The sequence below is a fragment of the Limnohabitans sp. YIMB22184 genome (assembly GCF_048020265.1).
Taxonomy (GTDB): Bacteria; Pseudomonadota; Gammaproteobacteria; order Burkholderiales; family Burkholderiaceae_C; genus Limnohabitans_A.
In genome coordinates, this window is record NZ_CP171843.1 from 2,046,490 (window position 1) to 2,065,244 (window position 18,755).

22 protein-coding genes are annotated in these 18,755 nt (G+C 60.5%); 6 read left to right on the forward strand and 16 right to left on the reverse strand.

The features are described from left to right. Positions 1-137 precede the first annotated feature (137 nt). Positions 138-1,034 (reverse strand): hypothetical protein, encoded by an 897-nt coding sequence (locus ACHEXL_RS09340; protein ID WP_416559051.1) that lies wholly within the window; start codon positions 1,032-1,034, stop codon positions 138-140. 84 nt (positions 1,035-1,118) lie between these two features. Here ACHEXL_RS09340 and ACHEXL_RS09345 point away from each other — a divergent pair, with 84 nt between their 5' ends. After that, positions 1,119-1,853, forward strand: a complete 735-nt coding sequence (locus ACHEXL_RS09345; protein WP_416561333.1) for a CoA pyrophosphatase — start codon at positions 1,119-1,121, stop codon at positions 1,851-1,853. A gap of 7 nt (positions 1,854-1,860) precedes the next feature. Continuing rightward, positions 1,861-2,826 (forward strand): CobD/CbiB family protein, encoded by a 966-nt coding sequence (locus tag ACHEXL_RS09350; protein ID WP_416559052.1) that lies wholly within the window; start codon positions 1,861-1,863, stop codon positions 2,824-2,826. A gap of 18 nt (positions 2,827-2,844) precedes the next feature. Here the strand turns inward: ACHEXL_RS09350 and rsgA are convergent, their stop codons facing one another. Genes rsgA through ACHEXL_RS09365 form a run of 3 tightly spaced genes read right to left on the reverse strand, consistent with a single transcriptional unit; the run spans position 2,845 to position 5,399 of the window. Continuing rightward, entirely contained in the window at positions 2,845-3,825 is a 981-nt protein-coding gene (gene rsgA / locus ACHEXL_RS09355) for a ribosome small subunit-dependent GTPase A (RefSeq protein ID WP_416559053.1), read from the reverse strand. A 6-nt stretch (positions 3,826-3,831) separates the two neighbouring features. Continuing rightward, positions 3,832-4,143 carry a 4a-hydroxytetrahydrobiopterin dehydratase gene (locus ACHEXL_RS09360; RefSeq protein ID WP_416559054.1) on the reverse strand — a complete coding sequence of 104 codons (312 nt, stop codon included), beginning with the start codon at positions 4,141-4,143 and terminating at the stop codon, positions 3,832-3,834. Beyond that, the gene (locus ACHEXL_RS09365; protein ID WP_416559055.1) at positions 4,140-5,399 is read right to left on the reverse strand and encodes a M48 family metallopeptidase; all 1,260 of its coding nucleotides are present in this window, start codon (positions 5,397-5,399) and stop codon (positions 4,140-4,142) included. The genes ACHEXL_RS09360 and ACHEXL_RS09365 overlap by 4 nt, the downstream gene beginning before the upstream one ends. A gap of 132 nt (positions 5,400-5,531) precedes the next feature. Between ACHEXL_RS09365 and orn the strand changes: the two genes are divergently transcribed. Both orn and ACHEXL_RS09375 read left to right on the forward strand, forming a co-directional pair. Then, positions 5,532-6,119, forward strand: coding sequence for an oligoribonuclease (gene orn, locus ACHEXL_RS09370; RefSeq protein ID WP_416559056.1), 588 nt, complete (start codon positions 5,532-5,534; stop codon positions 6,117-6,119). A gap of 259 nt (positions 6,120-6,378) precedes the next feature. Further along, on the forward strand, positions 6,379-8,433 hold the full coding sequence (locus tag ACHEXL_RS09375) for a DEAD/DEAH box helicase (protein WP_416559057.1): 2,055 nt from the start codon (positions 6,379-6,381) through the stop codon (positions 8,431-8,433). Between the two features lie 169 nt (positions 8,434-8,602). Here ACHEXL_RS09375 and rplS read toward each other — a convergent pair whose 3' ends face one another. The 4 genes from rplS to rpsP form a co-directional block, all read right to left on the reverse strand. Next, positions 8,603-8,986 carry a 50S ribosomal protein L19 gene (gene rplS, locus ACHEXL_RS09380; RefSeq protein ID WP_416559058.1) on the reverse strand — a complete coding sequence of 128 codons (384 nt, stop codon included), beginning with the start codon at positions 8,984-8,986 and terminating at the stop codon, positions 8,603-8,605. Positions 8,987-9,103: 117 nt separating this feature from the next. Beyond that, positions 9,104-9,901: a tRNA (guanosine(37)-N1)-methyltransferase TrmD gene (trmD, locus tag ACHEXL_RS09385; protein ID WP_416559059.1), complete on the reverse strand. Its 798-nt coding sequence runs from the start codon at positions 9,899-9,901 to the stop codon at positions 9,104-9,106. A 28-nt stretch (positions 9,902-9,929) separates the two neighbouring features. Then, on the reverse strand, positions 9,930-10,541 hold the full coding sequence (gene rimM, locus ACHEXL_RS09390) for a ribosome maturation factor RimM (RefSeq protein ID WP_416559060.1): 612 nt from the start codon (positions 10,539-10,541) through the stop codon (positions 9,930-9,932). 16 nt (positions 10,542-10,557) lie between these two features. Next, a complete protein-coding gene (gene rpsP / locus ACHEXL_RS09395) occupies positions 10,558-10,809 on the reverse strand; it encodes a 30S ribosomal protein S16 (RefSeq protein WP_019430383.1) in 252 nt (83 codons plus the stop codon). A 137-nt stretch (positions 10,810-10,946) separates the two neighbouring features. On the opposite strand from rpsP, the gene ACHEXL_RS09400 reads away from it, so the two are divergent. Next, positions 10,947-11,468, forward strand: a complete 522-nt coding sequence (locus tag ACHEXL_RS09400; RefSeq protein ID WP_416559061.1) for a GNAT family N-acetyltransferase — start codon at positions 10,947-10,949, stop codon at positions 11,466-11,468. A gap of 7 nt (positions 11,469-11,475) precedes the next feature. Then, the gene (locus ACHEXL_RS09405) at positions 11,476-11,922 is read left to right on the forward strand and encodes a hypothetical protein (protein WP_416559062.1); all 447 of its coding nucleotides are present in this window, start codon (positions 11,476-11,478) and stop codon (positions 11,920-11,922) included. Positions 11,923-12,001: 79 nt separating this feature from the next. Here ACHEXL_RS09405 and ACHEXL_RS09410 read toward each other — a convergent pair whose 3' ends face one another. The 8 genes from ACHEXL_RS09410 to ACHEXL_RS09445 form a co-directional block, all read right to left on the reverse strand. Next, a complete protein-coding gene (locus tag ACHEXL_RS09410; protein WP_416559063.1) occupies positions 12,002-13,015 on the reverse strand; it encodes an inorganic phosphate transporter in 1,014 nt (337 codons plus the stop codon). A 21-nt stretch (positions 13,016-13,036) separates the two neighbouring features. Next, positions 13,037-13,684, reverse strand: a complete 648-nt coding sequence (locus tag ACHEXL_RS09415) for a DUF47 domain-containing protein (RefSeq protein WP_416559064.1) — start codon at positions 13,682-13,684, stop codon at positions 13,037-13,039. 96 nt (positions 13,685-13,780) lie between these two features. Continuing rightward, positions 13,781-14,143 carry a DMT family protein gene (locus ACHEXL_RS09420; protein ID WP_416559065.1) on the reverse strand — a complete coding sequence of 121 codons (363 nt, stop codon included), beginning with the start codon at positions 14,141-14,143 and terminating at the stop codon, positions 13,781-13,783. Next, entirely contained in the window at positions 14,140-14,631 is a 492-nt protein-coding gene (gene folK / locus ACHEXL_RS09425) for a 2-amino-4-hydroxy-6-hydroxymethyldihydropteridine diphosphokinase (protein ID WP_416559066.1), read from the reverse strand. Before folK ends, ACHEXL_RS09420 begins: the two co-directional genes overlap by 4 nt. 24 nt (positions 14,632-14,655) lie before the next feature. Further along, entirely contained in the window at positions 14,656-16,227 is a 1,572-nt protein-coding gene (pcnB, locus tag ACHEXL_RS09430) for a polynucleotide adenylyltransferase PcnB (protein ID WP_416559067.1), read from the reverse strand. Next, entirely contained in the window at positions 16,224-16,892 is a 669-nt protein-coding gene (locus ACHEXL_RS09435) for an HAD family hydrolase (RefSeq protein ID WP_416559068.1), read from the reverse strand. Before ACHEXL_RS09435 ends, pcnB begins: the two co-directional genes overlap by 4 nt. Beyond that, on the reverse strand, positions 16,889-17,575 hold the full coding sequence (gene hda, locus ACHEXL_RS09440; RefSeq protein WP_416559069.1) for a DnaA regulatory inactivator Hda: 687 nt from the start codon (positions 17,573-17,575) through the stop codon (positions 16,889-16,891). The genes ACHEXL_RS09435 and hda overlap by 4 nt, the downstream gene beginning before the upstream one ends. Beyond that, complete coding sequence (locus ACHEXL_RS09445; RefSeq protein WP_416559070.1) at positions 17,572-18,687, reverse strand: AI-2E family transporter; 1,116 nt, start codon at positions 18,685-18,687, stop codon at positions 17,572-17,574. The genes hda and ACHEXL_RS09445 overlap by 4 nt, the downstream gene beginning before the upstream one ends. Between the last annotated feature and the right edge of the window lie 68 nt (positions 18,688-18,755).

The window sequence follows — 18,755 nt, forward strand, 5'->3', positions numbered from 1 at the left end:
CAGCTCTGCTGCCCATAGCACAAGGCATTGGCAGTTAAGCGCCTGACTGCGCCAACCCGGCCGCCCAAACAAAAGCCCCGATGCGCAAGCATCGGGGCTTTTTGACGCGCCACGGGCGGACAAGCCGCCCCAGGTTTTTATTCGTCGGTGTCGGGGGGCAAACCTTCCAGTGCAGGTGCGGGCAAAGTCGCAGGCTCCGCCACCACGGCACGCAAGGTTTCGCGCAGCATTTTTTTCTCCGGCAGACTCAAGGCGCGTGCCAAGCGCTGGCGCATGCGCAGCAGCAGCTGACGGTCCACCTCTTGGGGGATACCCCGGCTGATCTGCAGCGCATCGCGCAGGTCTTCGCGCAGGTCTTCGGGTTCATCGGCCCACCAGGCGGTGATGACTTCGTGCATCGACTTGCGCAACTCTTCCACGTCTTCTACAGCCAGCCCCATACCGGTGGGCAACTTGCCTTGCAGCATGTCGGCCAAGGCCTGGGAGTTGACCACCACGCGGCGATCGGCCTGGGACAGCAGGCGGGCCCAGCCTGGATCGGTGCGCACCATTTGGGGCATGTTGCGGGCCGACTCGTCGGCCAGCAGGTGCACGCTCAGGCCGCTCAACTGAGCCTCGTCGATGGTGGCCAAAAAGCGTTCATCGTCACTGGCCACCAACACATGGTCGCAGGCATGGTGCTCGGCCAGCTGTTTGAGGTCATGCCCCAAGGAGCGCAGCAAGGACGCGCCGCCATCGGCATCGTGCGTTTGCACCAGACGCACGATCTGGTCGTCAATGATCAGCCCATCCGAGCGGTCGCTGTACCAGTAAATGCGGCGCAAGTCGACATCCAGCCCGGCATGCGCCAGCGCTTGCGACAACAAATTTAGCAGGCCCTGGCGATTGACCGACTCGCCGGTGGTCCCGACCGCGCCTTGCTGGGCCATCCAGATCAGGAAACGTCCGTCGATGAGCGCCATGCAGGTGCCGGATCGGTGTTCGCCAAAACGGCGGTCAGACGAGGTGTTGTGAGAAAAATAATCACGCTTCATGGTGTCAACCTATATCGATAAAAATAACGCTGCTAAAAGGTGCAGCGGCGCTCATTCTAAAGGTGGCCTCTGTCTCGGTTATAAATACCCTCTGTGTCCAGTTCTTTGACTTTTGATCCCCGCAATGTTCCGGTTTGGCGCATCGACCACGATATGCCCGCGGTGCCGTCGGCCCATTTGTTGCCCGATGCCCTTCGCGCCCGGTTTGAACGGCCTCCCATCTGGCAGCCCGAAGTCGAGCGGGAAACCTCTTTTTCCACACGAGAGCCGGCCCAGGCAGCGGTGTTGGTGCCGATCGTCATGCGCGGCCCCGATGTGTCTCAGTCAACCGTGCTGCTCACCCAGCGTGCCAACCACATGGCCACACATTCCGGGCAAATCGCCTTTCCAGGTGGCAAGGTCGACCCCAGCGATGCCAGCCGACAAGCGACGGCGCTGCGTGAAGCTCAAGAGGAGGTGGGCCTGGACCCCCATCATGTGCAGGTCATTGGCGAATTGCCGGTGTATGTCACGGGCACTTCTTTTTGGGTCACGCCCGTCGTTGGCTTGGTGTCGCCCGAGTTCGAGCTGAACCCAAATGCGGATGAGGTTCAAGATGTGTTCGAGGTGCCACTTGAATTTTTGATGAATCCCGCCCACCACCGTCGCCATGCGTTCGAGTGGCAAGGCGCCCGGCGGCAATGGTTTTCAATGCCCTACCAAGAAACCCGGATGACGCCCGACGGTCAATGCAATCCAGTCGAGCGTTTCATCTGGGGAGCCACAGCCGCTATGCTTCGTAACTTCTACCGTTTTTTGGTCGTCAACCCCGCCCCATGAGGACGCCATGAGTTTTTTTGCAATCCTGTTGGCGCTGGTGCTGGAGCAGGCCCATCCCTTGAACCCCGTGAATGCGATCTACACCACAGTCAAACGTTGGGTCGCCTGGGTCGCCCGCACATTTGACGCGGGCGTGCGGCATCAAGCCTGGATCACTTGGGGCATCACGATCATGGGACCGGCGCTGTTGGCCATGCTGGTGCACTGGGCCATCGAATGGAGTTTGGGCTGGCTCTTGGCCGTGGTCTGGAACGTGGCCCTGCTCTATGTCACCTTGGGCTTTCGCCAATTCAGTCACCACTTCACGGCGATTCGCGAAGCCTTGGAAAACGGTGACGAGACCCAAGCGCGTGAACTGCTGGCCGAGTGGCAGCAGGTGCAGGTCGGCCAGATACCGCGCAGCGAGATCGTGCGGCATGTGATCGAGTTCTCGATGATCGCGGCTCACCGCCATGTGTTCGGCGTGTTCTTTTGGTATGCGGCCCTGTCCATCATTGGCTTGGGGCCTGTGGGCGCGGTGGTTTACCGCCTGACCGAACTGGCGCAACGTCGTTGGCAGGAGCCGACCACCGACGGCTCGGTGGTGAGCGAGGCCTTGCGCTCTGTGGCCTCCAGAGCCTGGCAGGCCATGGATTGGCTGCCCTCGCGCATGACCGCTTTGGGCTTTGCGATCGTGGGCAGTTTTGAGGACGCGATGGATGGCTGGCGCAACCATGCACAGAACTTTCCAGAAGACAACGATGGCGTGATCCTGGCCGCCACGGCAGGTGCCATCAACATCCGCTTGGGCGGTGCCACCCTACAAGCGGACAACGAGGCTGACGACAACCCGGAGATGACGGGCGGCAGCAGCACACCGGGACGTGTTCCAGAAGTCGCCCACTTCGCCCAAGTGGTGGGCCTGGTCTGGCGCACGGTGATCATGTGGTTGGTGCTGGTGGCCCTGCTGACCATGGCCAATCTGGTGGGCTGAAAAAGCCCACGCACGTCCTCACCAGCGTTGCTGGCCCAATTCCTCAAACAGCTGCGCGTAAATGCGGTGCCGTCGCACGCTAATGGTACCGGGGTGTTCAGCGGTTTCAACTTGCGCCAGAACGGCGCAACCGGGCTCGTGCAAATGCGTGCAGTTGTAGAACTTGCAGCCGCCGAGGTGCTTGCGCAAATCGGGCATGCACTCGGCCAGGCGGGTGGGCTCGATGTGGTGCAGGCCGAACTCCTGAAAACCGGGTGAATCGATCAAGGCGGTGCGTGCAGCACCCGTTTCACCTGCCGCATCGAGCGCGGGCACCCAGTACCAGCGCGTGCTGGTCGTGGTGTGTTTGCCCGAGTTGAGGGCCAGCGAAATCTCGCCAGTCTCGACCTGCGCATCGGGCACCAGGCGATTGATCAGCGTGCTTTTGCCACTCCCCGACGGCCCCAGCACCAGGGTGGTGAGGCCCTGTAAATGCGCACACAAGGCGGTCACGCCATCGTCGGCCACAGGACTGCGTGGGCTCAGGCTGATGGGCATGACGCTGTAACCCATGGCGCGATATGGGGCCAGGCGCTCCCAGGCTTGGGTGAAGGGCTGGGCCAGGTCACTTTTGTTGAGCGCGATGATGGGCGTGATGCGTTCGGCCTCGGCCGCTACCAGAGCGCGAGACAGCTGGCTTTCCGAGTACTCAGGGTCGGCCGCGATCAGGATCAGCACGCGGTCCAGGTTGGCGGCAAAGGATTTGGTGCGGATTTCGTCTTGCCGGTAGAACAGGTTGCGGCGCTCTTGCAGTTTTTCGATGCTGCCTTCATCGCCCGCGATTTGCCACAGCACCTGGTCGCCCACCACCACCTGGTTTTTCTTGCCCCGGGGGTGGCAAATCAGGCGACGGCCTTCGGGTGTCTCCACCAGACAGTGGCGGCCATAGGTGGCGACCACCAAGCCCGGCTCCAGATCGTGGGCCGGGGTCAAGGCCGTGCGCGCTTTGGGTTTATTCATGCCGCATCATGCCGTTAACAAGGCGTCGGTTTGTGTGGCCGCTTCAAAATCCAAGCGGCTCAAGCCGCGCACATCGTGCGTGTTCCAGCGCACCACACACCGTTTGTAGGTCAGCACCAGTTCGGGGTGGTGGTTGAGCTTTTCAGACAACCAGCCCACGCTGTTGACGAACAGCAAAGCGTGTGTGTGCTGGGCAAATTCAAAGGACTTTTCGATGGCCACCTGATCGCCATCGCCAGACAAACGCCAGCCCGAAATTTGGCTCAGCGCCATGATCACCTCGGTGGGTTGGAGGGCGCGAATATCCGAAGTGCTCATGCGTTTTTCATCCTCAACAAACGCTCGCTGGCCGGGGGGTGCGAGTAATAAAACTTCACGTACCAAGGGTCTGGCGTCAAGGTCGAAGCGTTGTCCTGGTAGAGCTTGAGCAAAGCCGAGGACAAGTCCTTGCCCGGGGTTTGCGACACCGCATAAGCATCGGCCTCGAACTCTTGCTGGCGCGAGCGCCAAGAAGACACAGGCGCAAAGAACAAAGTGAACACCGGCGTGACCAGCATGAACAAGACCAGCGCCAGCGCATCGTTGCTGCCCGACAAATTCGGCATCACGCCCAGGCCCGTGTAAAACCAGACCTGCTGCGCCAGCCAGCCCAAAAGCGCCAAGCCCGCCAGCGTCATGGCAAAGTTGATCACCATCATCTTGACGATGTGCTTGTGCTTGAAGTGGCCCAGCTCATGGGCTAGCACCGCTTCCATTTCTGCCGGGCTCAGCTGCTTGAGCAAGGTGTCAAAAAACACCACCCGCTTGCTGGCGCCAAAGCCGGTGAAAAACGCATTGGAATGCGCCGAGCGGCGGCTACCGTCCATCACAAAAAAACCTTTGGCCGTGAAGCCTGCACGCTGCATCAATCCCTGCACGCGGGCCTTGAGCGACTCGTCTTCCAGCGGAGTGAACTTGTTAAACAGCGGCATGATCACGTTGGGCGCAATCGCCATCAAAAACAGCTGCCAGCCCACCAACACCCCCCAGGCCCACAGCCACCACCAGGCGCCCCCGGCTTGCATGAGCCACAGCACCACCCACAGCAATGGCAGGCCCAGCGCCAAACCCAGCACCAGCCCCTTGGCCATGTCGGCCAGCCACAAGGCAGGCGTGATCTTGTTGAAGCCAAAGCGCTGCTCCACGCCAAAGGTCTGCATCAGCGACAAGGGCAGGCCGATGAGTCCGCCCACCAGCATGAAGCCCAACACCAGCGCGATTTGCTGCGCCATGCCCGGGCCCATCCAGCCCAGCAGCACTTGGTTGAGCGCATCCAGCCCACCCAGCAGCGTCCAGCCCAGCAGCACAGCCGCATCGAGTGCGATGTCGATTTGCGACAGGCGGGCTTTGGACAGGGTGTAATCGGCGGCTTTTTGGTGGTCGGCCAAGGCCATGGTGTCGGCGTAAGCCTGCGGCACCGTATCGCGGTGGCGGGCCACATGCCGCACCTGACGGGCGTTCAGCCAGAACTTGAGCGCCACATGCGCTAGCAAGCCCATCACCAAAGTCAGGGTCAAAGTCAAAGAGGGATTCATGCGTCGATTGTAGAAGCCGCCCAGTCTGCACGGCTTGTGCAAGGGCATGCCAGCAGGTGCGCATGCACCTGAGCGTCTGTGGGCGGTCCGGTTGCGCCCGATGCAGGGGGCATCATCGGCGACAATTGCTGAATGTCTGAAGTGAACACCTCCCCCGCCCCAGAATCGAACGAGCTGCCCAAATCCGATCAGAACCTGGTCTGGATCGATTGTGAAATGACGGGCCTGGACCCCGAGAAGGAACGCTTGCTGGAAATTGCCGTGATCGTGACCGGCCCCCATCTCACGCCCCGCATCGAAGGGCCGGTGCTGGTGATTCACCAAAGCGACGAACTGCTCAACCAGATGGACAAGTGGAACAAGGGCACCCACGGCAAGAGTGGGCTGATCGACAAGGTCAAAGCCTCCACCACCAGCGAAGCCGATGCCGAAGAGCAAATCCTGGCCTTTCTGAAAAAATACGTGCCCAAGAGCGCTTCGCCGCTGTGCGGCAACACCATCAGCCAGGACCGACGGTTTCTGGTCAAGTTCATGCCCAAGCTGGAAGCGTTTTTCCACTACCGCAACCTGGACGTGAGCACCCTCAAAGAGCTGTCGCGCCGCTGGAAGCCTGAGGTGTATGCCAACTTCAAGAAGCAGCAAAAGCACACCGCGCTGGCCGATGTGCACGAATCCATCGACGAACTGGCGCATTACCGCGAGCATTTCATCCGTTTGTGATTTTCAGGGAAAACCCTAGCGAATTTTTCCGATCCGTGCCATAATCGCTGGCTCGCTGTACAGAAGTGCAGCGTTTCATACATCTCCCTTCATGCCTTGACCCAACGATAGGGTCACTCACAGCGGCCAGGCTCCACGCCCAGCGCCCCTCGCGAGCACCGTTTGATGGTTGATGTTTTTTCAACCTTGCGGTGCCTGCGGCCTAAATCAACAGCAATCTGTTGACGGCCGTTGTTCCGTGCGAGTTTTTTATACACACATGACCGACACTCTGAAGACAGTGCAGGACGACTTGTCGTCTGCCGAAAACACATCCATCGCCACAGAAACCGTGGCACAAATTGCCCCAAGTAACTTGGCCACTGAAATCATGGTCGCGGCTACAGCCGAGATCGCACCCGAAGCCACTGTGGAAGCCGCGGCTGAAGAAGAAGAGGCTATCGCTGACGTGCCCAACGGCTTCATCGAGCTGGGCCTGGCCCCTGAGCTGGTGCAAGCCGTGGCCGATCTGGGCTACACACAGCCCACTGCCGTGCAATTGCGCGCCATTCCATTGGCGCTGCCCACGGCGGGCGGCTCCAAAGACGGCAAGTCCAACGGCTACACCGACCTGATGGTCTCCAGCCAGACCGGCAGCGGCAAGACCGCAGCCTTCTTGCTGCCCGTGCTGCACACCCTGATCCAGCAAATGGCCGAACAAGAAGCCGCTGAACGCGCAGAGTTTGAACAAGCCTGCGCTGACGCTGCCGCCAAGGGCGAACCTGCCCCAAAGCGTGCCAAACGCAAAGACCCCACCAACCCACGCAACTTCAAGGCCCCGACACCCGGCGCCCTGATCCTGTGCCCCACGCGTGAACTGGCCCAACAGGTGGCGCAAGACGCCATCGAGCTGGTCAAGCACACACGCGGTTTGCGCGTGGCCAACGTGGTCGGCGGCATTCCTTACCAGCTGCAAATTGCCAAGCTGCAAAACGCCAACCTGGTCGTGGCCACGCCTGGCCGTTTGCTGGACCTGCAACGCTCGATGCAAATCAAGCTGGACCAGGTGCAGTTCTTGGTGGTTGACGAAGCCGACCGCATGCTCGACCTGGGCTTCTCGGACGACCTGGCCGACATCAACGACATGACCAGCCAGCGCCGCCAGACCATGATGTTCAGCGCCACCTTTGCGCCGCGCATTCAGCAGCTCGCCATGCGCGTGATGCACGATGGCGGCTCTTCGGTCCAGAAAATCCAGATCGACAACCCGCAAGAAAAGCACAACAACATCAAGCAGGTGCTGTTCTGGGCCGACAACGCCCAACACAAGCGCCAAATGCTCGACCACTGGTTGCGTGACGCCACCATTGACCAAGCCATCGTGTTCTCCAGCACCCAAATCGAGTGCGACGGCTTGGCCGCTGACCTGCAGCAAGACGGCTTCTCGGCTGTGGCCCTGCACGGCGCCTTGAGCCAGGGCATGCGCAACCGCCGCCTGATGGCGCTGCGCAATGGCCAAGTCCAGATTCTGGTCGCCACCGACGTGGCCGCTCGCGGCATTGACGTGCCCACCATCACCCACGTCTTCAACTTCGGCTTGCCGATGAAGGCCGAGGACTACACCCACCGCATCGGCCGCACAGGCCGCGCTGGCCGCGATGGTTTGGCCGTGACCTTTGCCGAAATGCGTGACCGTCGCAAGATCGGTGACATTGAAGCCTATACACGCCAGCCCTTCAAGGCCGAAGTGATTCCGGGTCTCGAACCCAAAATGCGCATGCCCGAAGCCCGTAAGCCCATGGGCCGTGGCGGTGACCGATTTGGCGGTGAGCGCAATTACGCCAACGCAGGCGGCGGCTTCCGTGGTGGCCGTCCCGCCGCTGGTGGACGCGACTTCGGTGGCAACCGTGATCGCGATGGCGGCGGTTTTGACAACCGCGCACCCCGCAGCAACTTCCGCGACGAGCAACCCCGTTTTGAGCAGCGCAGCGAACCCCGCTTCGATGCCCGCAAAGAGGGTGGCCGTTTTGATGCGCCCCGTGGTGACCGCTTTGAACAGCGCGGTGCTCCGGCTCACCCCTGGGACCGTGGCGACAGCCGCCCTGCCCCACGCCAAGACGCCCGTCAGGACGGTCCTCGTCAAGGCGGCCGCTGGGAAGACCGTGGTGGTGACAACCGCAACGCTGCCCGCCCAGCCCCTCGCGGCGCGGCCGGTGACAAGTTCGCCCGGGGTCCCAAGCAGTTTGGTGCCAGCAACTTCAAGCCCCACGCCGCTGGCGAAGGCCCCGCAGGCAAGCGCGGCGGCACCCGCGTGCTGAAAATCACACGCGGCTGATCGTTTTCCTGGGCAAAACCCAGGACTTCAAGATCCCCTTTAAGGTCTTGCCTCCACAGGCAAGGCCTTTTTTCATGGCCTGAGGGATGGCATGAGCGTTTTGAAGCGCCCATAAAAAAACCGCCCTGGGCGCAAGCCCGGGCGGTTTTTTCGTATGGCCGGAAAGGCTTTACGCTTTGGCAGCAGGTGCTGCTTTGCGCTGAGGCAATTTTTCCTTGATACGTGCCGACTTGCCGCTGCGGTCACGCAGGTAGTACAGCTTGGCGCGGCGAACATCACCACGGCGCTTGACCTCGATGCTGGCGATCACGGGGCTGTAAGTCTGGAACGTGCGTTCCACACCCTCGCCGCTGGAGATCTTGCGCACAGTGAAGCCGCTGTTCAGGCCACGGTTACGCTTGGCGATCACAACACCTTCGTAGGCCTGGACACGCTTGCGCGCACCTTCCACCACGTTGACGCTGACGATCACGGTGTCGCCGGGGGCAAATTCAGGAATGGTTTTACCCAGACGGGCAATTTCTTCCTGCTCAAGAGTTTGAATCAAATTCATTTTTTGAACTCCGTCCGATCATGCCTCGCTACACAAGGGGCGTTCTGTGCTGTAAAGGCCATACTAAATCTATGACTGAGCCAAATCGCGGCGGGTAGAGGATCGAAAAGTCCTTGATTATAGCTTTTTCGCAGCAGGCGCAAGCTCCGGAATGGACAAGCTGGCGCAAGCCTGTTTGAGAAAGCTCTCGTCCTGGCGGCTGAGGCGACCGGCCTCGCGGGCTTGCTCCAGCAACTCGGGGCGGTGCAAGGCCGTCAGGCGCAGGCTTTGTTCGCGTCGCCAACGCGCAATGTGCGCATGGTGACCCGACATCAATTCAGGTGGCACCGCCTGGCCTTGCCAGACTTCGGGGCGGGTGTAGTGCGGGCTGTCCAGCAAACCATCGAGCGCCGGGTTGAAGCTGTCGAGCTGGTGGCTGCCCTCGTCATTAAGTACACCCGGCTGCAAACGGGCCACCGCGTCCAGCAAGGCCATGGCCGCAATTTCTCCGCCAGACAACACAAAGTCACCGAGACTAATTTGCTGATCAACGTATTGGTCAATGAATCGCTGGTCCACGCCTTCGTAGCGGCCGCACAGCAGCACCGCGCCCGCGCTGCTTGACCATTGGGCCACCGCACTGTGGTTGAGAGTCTGACCAATCGGCGAAAACAACACCAAGGGCGCAGGCGTTTCTTCTTGCCGCTCGGCACGGATGGCGCTCAGGCACTTGAACAAGGGCTCGGCCAGCATCACCATGCCCGGACCACCCCCAAAGGAGCGGTCGTCCACACGGCGGTAATTGCCTTCGGCGTGGTCGCGCGGGTTCCACAAACGCACGTCGACCAAGCCGCTTTCGTAGGCACGGCGCGTGATGCCGCTGGTCAACAGCGGCGCAAACAACTCGGGGAACAGGGTGATGATGTCAAAGCGCATGGGGATGGCCCTCCACGGCCAGGACGGCTCAGTAGTCTGGCTGCCAGTCGACCGTGATGCGCTTGGTTGGCAGGTCGACACCATCGACGAAAGCCGCGACAAACGGGATCATGCGCTCGACAGGTTTGTCGCCTTCTGCCTCGGCAGGAGCCTCGATGACCAGCACGGTTTGCGGGCCGGTGGACATGAGGTCGCGCACCTGACCCAGGTCCACACCTTCGCGGTTAATCACTTGCAAGCCAATCAGGTCCACCCAGTAGTACTCGCCGTCGGCAGCGGCAGGGAAGCTCGAGCGGGGCACAAAAATTCGGCTACCGCGCAAGGATTCAGCCGCATTGCGGTCGTCAATGCCTTGGGCACGCGCCACCACAGTGTCGGAATGGTCTTTGACTTCAAGGATGTGGAGCAGCAAAGGTTCGCGCCAGGCCTGCTGCGCAGAGGCTGCAGCCTCTTGGCCACGCTGGGGCTTCATGGGCCGATCGGGCGGCAACAAAAACCAGCTTTTGGCAGAAAAAAGCGCCTCGGGCGAGGCGCTGTGGGGCAAGACCTTGAACCAGCCTTTGATGCCCCAGGCATCGGTGATACGCCCAATTTCAATGGCATCAGCCGGCAGTGCGACTGTTTCCAAAGGCGGACGCATGACCCGTGCGGACCGATCAGGCCGCGGCTTTGCCGGCTTGACGGATCAGGCGTTCCACGGTGGGAGAAGCCTGGGCGCCCACGCTCTTCCAGTAGGTCAAGCGGTCTTGTGCAATGCGCAGACCTTCTTCGCCGCCTTTGGCTGTGGGGTTGTAAAAACCGATGCGCTCCAAGAAGCGGCCATCGCGGCGCACGCGCTTGTCGGCGACGACGATGTTGAAGAAAGGACGTGCTTTAGAGCCGCCGCGGTTCAGACGAATAACAACCATGATTTATCCTTGGGTGGTTGGGCTTCTTGGGAACAATTGCCCAGATGCCCGGTATCCTTCAGCGTTTGAGACACGCAACTGGCCACCCGGCCAGTGACACACTGAAAAGCCCACCATTATACAACGGGAGCCCTGCCTTGCCTCTGATCCGACCCAGCCGTGATGAAGACATCCCGGCCATCACCGCCATCTATCGCCACCACGTCCTGACCGGTACCGGCACTTTCGAGATCGATCCCCCCACCGAAGCCGACATGGCCAGTCGCCGCGCCGATGTGCTGTCCAAGGGCTTGCCTTATCTGGTGGTCGAGGACGAAGGCCGCGTGATGGGGTTTGCCTATTGCAATTGGTTCAAGCCCCGCCCGGCTTACCGCTTTTCTGCCGAAGACTCGATTTACATGGCCTCGGACGCCCACCGCAAAGGGATGGGGCGCGCCCTGCTGGCCGAGTTGTGCACGCAAGCCGAACGCGCAGGCGTGCGCAAATTTCTGGCCGTCATTGGCGACTCGGCCAATGCGGGGTCCATCGGCGTTCACACCGCCTTGGGCTTCAGCCACGTCGGCGTGCTCAAGTCCTGCGGCTGGAAGTTTGACCGCTGGCTCGATGTCGTGATGATGGAAAAGCCTTTGGGCGCGGGCGACAGCAGCCCTCCGCAATAATCGCCCCATGAAAAACAAAACACTCGCGACCTGGCTGGCTTTCTGGACCGGCCCCTTGGGCCTGCACCGCTTTTATTTGTATGGATGGACAGACATGTTGGGCTGGCTGCTGCCGATTCCAACAGCGCTCGGCTTTTACGGATTGGAGCGTGTTCAGCAATTCGGGCAAGACGACACCCTGAGCTGGATGCTGATCCCCCTGCTGGGCTTCACCTTGGCCGGCTGCGCCTTGAACGCCATCATTTACGGCTTGACACCGATCGAAAAATGGAACGCCAGGTTCAATCCCTTGGCCGATTCACTGACGCCATCTGGCCGCACAAATTGGGGCACGATCATTGGCATTGCCATCGCTTTGCTGCTGGGCACCACCGTCTTGATGGCCAGTCTGGTCTTCAGTTTTCAACGGTATTTTGAATACCAAATTGAAGCGGCTCGTCTGATCAGCCAATGAAAAATGCCGTCCGATTTGAACAATCGGACGGCATTGCACAAGCCAGACAATGCGCCGGACTACCCGGCGGCAAGCGTCTTCAGTCAAAAATTTGAAAGCTGACCCAATAAGCCATGGCCGCCACAAAGGCACTGGCGGGAATGGTCAAAATCCACGCCCAGATGATGTTGCCCGCCACACCCCAGCGCACGGCGCTGGCCCGCTGGGTGGAACCGACGCCCACAATGGCCCCGGTGATGGTGTGCGTGGTGGACACCGGAATACCCAAGGTGGTGGCCAGAAACAAGGTCATGGCACCACCGGTCTCTGCACAAAAGCCGCCCACAGGTTTGAGCTTGGTGATTTTCTGACCCATGGTTTTGACAATGCGCCAACCACCAAACATGGTACCCAGGCCAATCGCCAAATAACAGCTGATGATGACCCAGCCCGGGGGCGCGGCATCGGCCGTGGTAGCGTAGCCTGTGGCAATCAACAGCAACCAGATGATGCCGATGGTTTTTTGTGCATCGTTACCGCCGTGGCCCAGACTGTAAGCCCCGGCCGACACCAGTTGCAAACGACGGAACCATTTGTCCACCTTGGAAGGCCGGGCACGCCGGAAGAGGTGGGCCACGACCACCATCATCAAGGAGCCGAGCAAAAAGCCCAGCAATGGCGACACGAAAATGAAGGCTACCGTCTTCATGATGCCGGTAGAAATCAAAGCGCCCGCCCCGGCTTTGGCAATCACCGCACCCACAATGCCGCCAATCAAGGCGTGCGAGGAGCTGCTGGGGATGCCGTAATACCAAGTGATGACGTTCCAGGTGATGGCGCCTACCAGCGCACCGAAGACCACATGCGTGTCCACAATGCCCGGCTGGACAATCCCTTTGCCCACTGTGGCCGCCACGCTCAGGTGAAAAACAAAAATGGCAATGAAGTTGAAAAAGGCGGCAAAGATGACCGCTTGTCCCGGCTTGAGCACGCCCGTGGAGACCACAGTCGCGATCGAGTTGGCGGCATCATGAAAGCCGTTCATGAAGTCAAAAATGAGCGCCAGGGCGACCAGCAAGATCACCACCCACAAGGCGGCTTGTACGGTTTCCATGTTCGGGATTCCCGGTTCGGATCAGGAGTTTTCGAGGACGATGCCCTCGATCTGGTTGGCCACGTCTTCACATTTGTCGGTGATCGTCTCCAGCAATTCGTAAATGGCCTTGAGTTTGATGATCTCGCGCACATCGGGTTCGTCACGAAACAATTTGCTCATGGCGCTGCGCATCACACGGTCCGCATCGGACTCCAGGCGGTCGATTTCCTCGCAGGTCTTCAAAGCGGCTTCGGCCACCGAAGGCTCGCCAATCTTGGCCAGCAACTTGACCGCATCCTGCACGCGCTCGCAGCACTTGACCGACAAATCGGTCAGACGGGTGATTTCTTCGGTCATGTGGCGCACGTCGTACAGCGCCATGGTCTCTGCCGAGTCCTGGATCAAATCGGCCACATCGTCCATGAGGTTGATGAGGGCGTGGATCTGCTCACGGTCAATCGGGGTGATGAAGGTGGTGTGGATCAGGCGGTTGACTTCCTGGGTCACACGGTCGGCGGCGTGTTCGGCATTGTCCACATCGCGGTTGTATTTTTCCCGCAGATGCGTGTCGCTGTAATTGGCCACCAGGTTGGAAAAGGCCCGAGCCGCCTCAACGATGCGCTCTGCGTGTTGGTTAAACAGTTCGAAGAAGTTGCCTTCTTTGGGCAGCAATTTGCCAAACAGCATGGGTGAGCTCCTGATAACGAGAAAGGGTCTAACGTGACAATTTTGTGACAGCGGCGAGTTTAACCGCTCGATCTGCGTCGAATCGCAGGGCCCCAGTCAACTGCTTCGGAAAATAAAATAAACCGCGCCCACCATGCACAAGGCAGCCCACAGGTAGTCCAGCTTGAACGGCTCCTTGAGGTAAAAGACCGCGAAAGGCACGAAAACGCTCAAGGTGATGACCTCTTGCAGAATCTTCAGCTGCCCCACGCTGAACTGCGTGTAACCAATGCGGTTGGCCGGCACCTGGAACATGTATTCGAACAAGGCGATGCCCCAACTCACCAAGGCCGCGGCATACCAAGGAGCTGTGGCCATGTGGCGCAGGTGACCATACCAGGCGAAGGTCATGAACACATTGCTGGCCAGCAAGAGCAAGAGGGTCTGCAAGGACACCGGCAAACCAGAGAGAAAAGTCATGGCAACTCCTGATCCGTTGGTGGCAAGCGCTCAATGGCTTGAGCTGCCACGCGCACCAAGTCTTGCGGACTAACACGCTGCGGCCACACATCGGCCAAGGGATAAAGCACAAAAGCCCGCTCGCGCCAGCGCGGATGAGGCAAGGTCAGGCGGGGGCTGTACATCTGGGCATCACCATAAAACAAAAGGTCCAGGTCCAGGCTGCGTGGCGCGTTCACATAGGGGCGCAAGCGGCCCGCCTGGTTTTCGATGGCCTGCAAAGCGTCCAGCAAGTCGGGTGCAGTCAAACAAGTGTCGATGCAGGCCACCGCGTTGATGAAGTCCGGCCCCTGGGCTTCGTAGGGCGCTGTGCGGTACAGCGCAGAGCGGCCTGTGACTTTCGTGCCTGAGATCGAGGCCAGCGCCTGCAGGGCATGCAACACGGCAGACCGCGCCTGGCCCAAATTGGCACCCAGCGCGACGTAAGCGGTCACGGGGTCTCGCAACATCGACGCCACCGTCACCCCACAGCGTCACTCGGCGTTGCCGCCGTCGCCCGCCGAGTCTCCACCAGCGCCGGGCTTGCGGCGGCGACGGCGGCGCTTTTTGGGCGCACCATCGTCGGCGCCATCGGCCTGTGTAGCCGTTTGTGCATCAGGACGAGCTAGCGCCTGAGCAATGGCCTGCGCGCCTTCGGGCCGAGGAGCCCTGCGCACGCGCGGCTTGGCCGATTGCGAAGCCTGCTGCTCGGCCTTGGCGGCCTGCACCAGATCTTCGCGCTCGGCATCGCTGGCCATGCTGAACTCTTGCCACCAATCGGCCAAGCGCACATCCACCTCTTCGATATCGGCGCGCAGACGCAAAAAGTCAAAGCCTGCACGAAAGCGTGGCTGTTCGACCAGGCCAAACGGCGTGCTGCCCACGCGTTTTTCAAAGCGCGGCTGCATCATCCAGATCTCGCGCATGTCAGCGGCCAGCTTGCCTCGGCCAGACACATCGCCGATGCGGGCGTCAAAGACCTCGTCGATCGCGTCTTGCAAAGCCGGATGCGGGTGCTCCTTGCGCGCCAGGCGCTGGGCCCAGCCCTCGCGGACATCGGCCCACAACACGCAAGCCAACAAGAAACTCGGGGCAACCGGTTTGCCCTCGCCGACACGGCGGTCGGTATCAGCAAGAGCCACCTGCACAAACGGGCTGTCTGCGCGCTCCACCACCACGTCCAGCAAAGGATAAATACCGGTGGCCAAGCCCAGATTTTTCAACTGAGTAATCGACGCCAAGGCGTGCCCGGTCTGGAGCAGCTTGAGCATCTCGTCAAACAAGCGGCTTTGCGGTACATCGGCCAACAAATTGGCTGACTGCGTGAGGGGCTTGGCGGTTTTGGCTTCAAGCTTGAAACCCAGAGGGCTGAGCTTGGCCGCAAAGCGCACGGCACGGATGATGCGCACCGGATCTTCGCGGTAACGCGCCACCGGATCGCCAATCATGCGCAACACCCTCTTTTTCGCATCCTGAATGCCGCCGTGGTAATCGACCACAATCTGCGAGGCGGGGTCGTAGTACATGGCGTTCACTGTGAAATCGCGGCGCGTGGCGTCTTCGTCCTGTGGCCCCCAGACGTTGTCACGGAGCACACGACCCGATGAATCCACCGCGTGCTGCATGCCTTCGAGCTGGCGTTTGCTGGTGCGCTCGTTGCCCTTGACTTGCTCTGCAGCCACGTTGTCAAGGTGCGCGCGGAAGGTGGATACCTCGATCACCTCGTTGTCGCGCCCTCGCCCGTACACCACATGCACAATGCGAAAGCGTCGACCGATGATGAAGGCACGCCGAAACAGGCCTTTGACCTGCTCGGGTGTGGCGTCGGTGGCCACGTCAAAGTCTTTGGGGCGCAGGCCCAGCAACAGATCGCGCACCGCGCCACCCACGATATAGGCCTCAAAACCAGCCTGCTGCAAGGTCTGCGTGACATGGATGGCGCGTTCGTCCACCAGGTTAGGGTCGATACCGTGCACCGATGCAGGCACTTCGGTGCGACGGCCAAAATAGGGTTTGTTGCTTTTGGGCGTTTTGCCCATCAGCTTGTCGATGAATTGTTTGATCATTCTTGAAAGAGTTCGAGGATGCGCCAGCCGCGTTCCGTGGCCAGTTGACGCAACCGAGCGTCAGGGTTCGTTGCCACCGGATGGTGGGCTTTTTCCAGAAGCGGCAAGTCGTTCATGGAATCGGAGTAGAAGGTCATCTCCACATCGCTCCAGTCCAGGCCTTTTTGACCCAGCCACTGCGCGACCCGAGTGACTTTGCCCTCGCGAAAAGACGGGGTGCCCCGGATCTCGCCAGTGATCCAGCCGCTGGCATCGCGTTCCAGCTCCACCGCGATCAACTCGCCGACCCCGAAAGCCTGGGCAATCGGGCGGGTCACAAATTCGTTGGTGGCGGTCACGATCATCACCGTGTCGCCCGCATGCTGGTGCGATCGTACCAGCGCCAGTGCCTCGGCCGTGATGCGGGGCCGGATCACTTCGTCCATGTAGCGGGCATGGGCATGGGCCGCCTCGGTCGCACCACGCTCGCGGGCGGCGCGGGTGGCAAAGCGCACGTACTCATGGATGTCCAGCGTACCTGCCTGGTAGTGGGCATAAAACTCGTCGTTACGCTGACTGAACACCGTCGGATCAGTCCAGCCCAATTCGGTGGTGAACACGCCCCAGGTGTGGTCAGAGTCCAGCGGCAGCAAGGTGTGGTCCAGGTCAAACAAGGCGAGTTTCATTCGTTCTCCAGCATCGCACGGACCAGCGGAATGGTCAGGGCGCGTTGCGTTTGCAAAGCATAGTGGTCCAGGTGGTCGAGCAGCTGCATCAAGCTGCCCAAATCGCGCGAAAAGCGTTTGAGCATGTAAGACATGACTTCATCGCTCAGGAACAGACCGCGGGCATCGGCCTCTTGACGCAAGACGGCGCGGCGCTCGGGCTCGTGTAGCACCTGCAAGGCGTGGACATGGCCCCAACCCAGACGGCTGCGCAAATCGTCGCGCAGCTTCAGATCGGCCGGGGGCAAAGCCCCTGCGGCCAAGACCCAGCGCGGCGTGCCGCTGCGGGGCGTCAAGGCGTTGACAAACCAGTTGAAAGCAGTGTGCTGTTGCTCGGCGTTGTACTGGTGCACATCGTCCATCAAGACAACCGCCCAGGCGTCGTTGAATTCGGGCGGATCCATGGTGTGGGCGTCCAGCCAGCCCACCTGGGCACCCTGCTCCCTCAAAGCGTGGTGTACCGCATGCAACAAATGCGTTTTGCCTGAGCCGCTTTCGCCCCACAGGTAAGTGGGCACAGGCGAACGACTGGCCGAAGAAGTCCACAAACGCAAATGGCTCACCGCAGCGCCGTTGGGCCCCGCAAAGAAGTTGTCCAGCGTGGGGCTTGATGCCAGGCCGATGTCCAGTGTCAGCTGCCTCATGCCTGCTCGGGTCCTTGCTCGGCAGCACCCGAACCACTCTTTTGGTACAGATCACTTTGCAGGTATTGGTGGCGCAAACGGCGCAGGCCCACCAACAAAACCGCGCTGGCGGGCAAGGCCATCAACACCCCCACAAAACCCAGTACCTGACCAAACGCCATCAGGGCCAGAATGACGGCCAGCGGGTGCAGGCCGATGCGCTCGCCCACCAGGCGGGGCGTGAGCACAAAACTCTCGAGCAGTTGTCCCAGGCCATACACCACAGCCACCATGACCACCGCCTGCGCCGAAGCAAACTGCAGCAAGCCTGCCAACAGCGCCAGCACCAGCCCCAGACCAAAACCCAGATAAGGCACAAACACGGCCAAGCCGGTGAACACGCCGATCGGCAAAGCCAGATCAAGGCCAAACAGCTTCAGCCCTGCGGCATAAAACACCGCCAATGCCAGCATCACCAGCAACTGACCTCTCAAATATTCGCCCAGCACCTGGTCGCAGTCCTGCATGAAACCGTCAAAACGCTCACGCCAGGCCGGGGGGACCAACTCGACCACACTGTTGACCAGCCGGGTCCAGTCGTAGAGCATGTAAAACAAAGCCACCGGCACCAGCACCGCGTAACCCAGCACGGCCAAGGCCACGCTGCCGCCCAGCTTGATGGAAGACATCAGCGGCGCCCACCAATCCTCACGGTTGGCACTCAGGTACGACACCAGCTGGGTTTTCAGGTCGCGCAGGTCCAGCGACACGTTCAGGCCCATCTGCGCCAAGAGGGGGTTGATGGCATCCCCCAATTTGTCCAGCAACACAGGCAATTGCTGCTGGAGCAGTGGCCACTCCCGCACCAGAATGGGCACCAGCAACAACAAAATGCCCAACAAAGCCAGGATGGCCAAGAACTCAACGAACACAACAGCCAAGGCCCGTGGCAATCGCCCTGCGGCCAAGCCCTCCAGACGAAGTACCAGAGGATGTAGAACGTACGCCATGACGGCGGCGATCACGAAAGGGGCCAAAACGGGTGCCAGGAGCCAAAACAGCAGCACCGCAACCAAGGCAACCCCCAACCAGGCAGCCAAGCGGGTCATCAAAAATGGAAGGGGTGCGTGCATTCGGTCTCGTGTTTTGCGGGGGACAGTCCCAAGCGATCAGGGCTAACCCTTAAAATAAGCCTTGATTT

Coding starts and splice junctions, on each gene's coding strand:
- orn (WP_416559056.1), top strand. CDS start 5,532: ATGTCTGAAGTGAACACCTCCCCCGCCCCAGAATCGAACGAGCTGCCC.
- ACHEXL_RS09410 (WP_416559063.1), bottom strand. CDS start 13,015: ATGGAAACCGTACAAGCCGCCTTGTGGGTGGTGATCTTGCTGGTCGCC.
- ACHEXL_RS09350 (WP_416559052.1), top strand. CDS start 1,861: ATGAGTTTTTTTGCAATCCTGTTGGCGCTGGTGCTGGAGCAGGCCCAT.
- folK (WP_416559066.1), bottom strand. CDS start 14,631: ATGTTGCGAGACCCCGTGACCGCTTACGTCGCGCTGGGTGCCAATTTG.
- trmD (WP_416559059.1), bottom strand. CDS start 9,901: ATGCGCTTTGACATCATCACCCTGTTCCCCGAGTTGTTTGCGCCGCTG.
- rplS (WP_416559058.1), bottom strand. CDS start 8,986: ATGAATTTGATTCAAACTCTTGAGCAGGAAGAAATTGCCCGTCTGGGT.
- ACHEXL_RS09435 (WP_416559068.1), bottom strand. CDS start 16,892: ATGAAACTCGCCTTGTTTGACCTGGACCACACCTTGCTGCCGCTGGAC.
- ACHEXL_RS09405 (WP_416559062.1), top strand. CDS start 11,476: ATGAAAAACAAAACACTCGCGACCTGGCTGGCTTTCTGGACCGGCCCC.
- ACHEXL_RS09445 (WP_416559070.1), bottom strand. CDS start 18,687: ATGCACGCACCCCTTCCATTTTTGATGACCCGCTTGGCTGCCTGGTTG.
- ACHEXL_RS09415 (WP_416559064.1), bottom strand. CDS start 13,684: ATGCTGTTTGGCAAATTGCTGCCCAAAGAAGGCAACTTCTTCGAACTG.
- ACHEXL_RS09375 (WP_416559057.1), top strand. CDS start 6,379: ATGACCGACACTCTGAAGACAGTGCAGGACGACTTGTCGTCTGCCGAA.
- ACHEXL_RS09360 (WP_416559054.1), bottom strand. CDS start 4,143: ATGAGCACTTCGGATATTCGCGCCCTCCAACCCACCGAGGTGATCATG.
- rpsP (WP_019430383.1), bottom strand. CDS start 10,809: ATGGTTGTTATTCGTCTGAACCGCGGCGGCTCTAAAGCACGTCCTTTC.
- ACHEXL_RS09365 (WP_416559055.1), bottom strand. CDS start 5,399: ATGAATCCCTCTTTGACTTTGACCCTGACTTTGGTGATGGGCTTGCTA.
- hda (WP_416559069.1), bottom strand. CDS start 17,575: ATGAGGCAGCTGACACTGGACATCGGCCTGGCATCAAGCCCCACGCTG.
- ACHEXL_RS09420 (WP_416559065.1), bottom strand. CDS start 14,143: ATGACTTTTCTCTCTGGTTTGCCGGTGTCCTTGCAGACCCTCTTGCTC.
- rimM (WP_416559060.1), bottom strand. CDS start 10,541: ATGCGTCCGCCTTTGGAAACAGTCGCACTGCCGGCTGATGCCATTGAA.
- ACHEXL_RS09340 (WP_416559051.1), bottom strand. CDS start 1,034: ATGAAGCGTGATTATTTTTCTCACAACACCTCGTCTGACCGCCGTTTT.
- pcnB (WP_416559067.1), bottom strand. CDS start 16,227: ATGATCAAACAATTCATCGACAAGCTGATGGGCAAAACGCCCAAAAGC.
- rsgA (WP_416559053.1), bottom strand. CDS start 3,825: ATGAATAAACCCAAAGCGCGCACGGCCTTGACCCCGGCCCACGATCTG.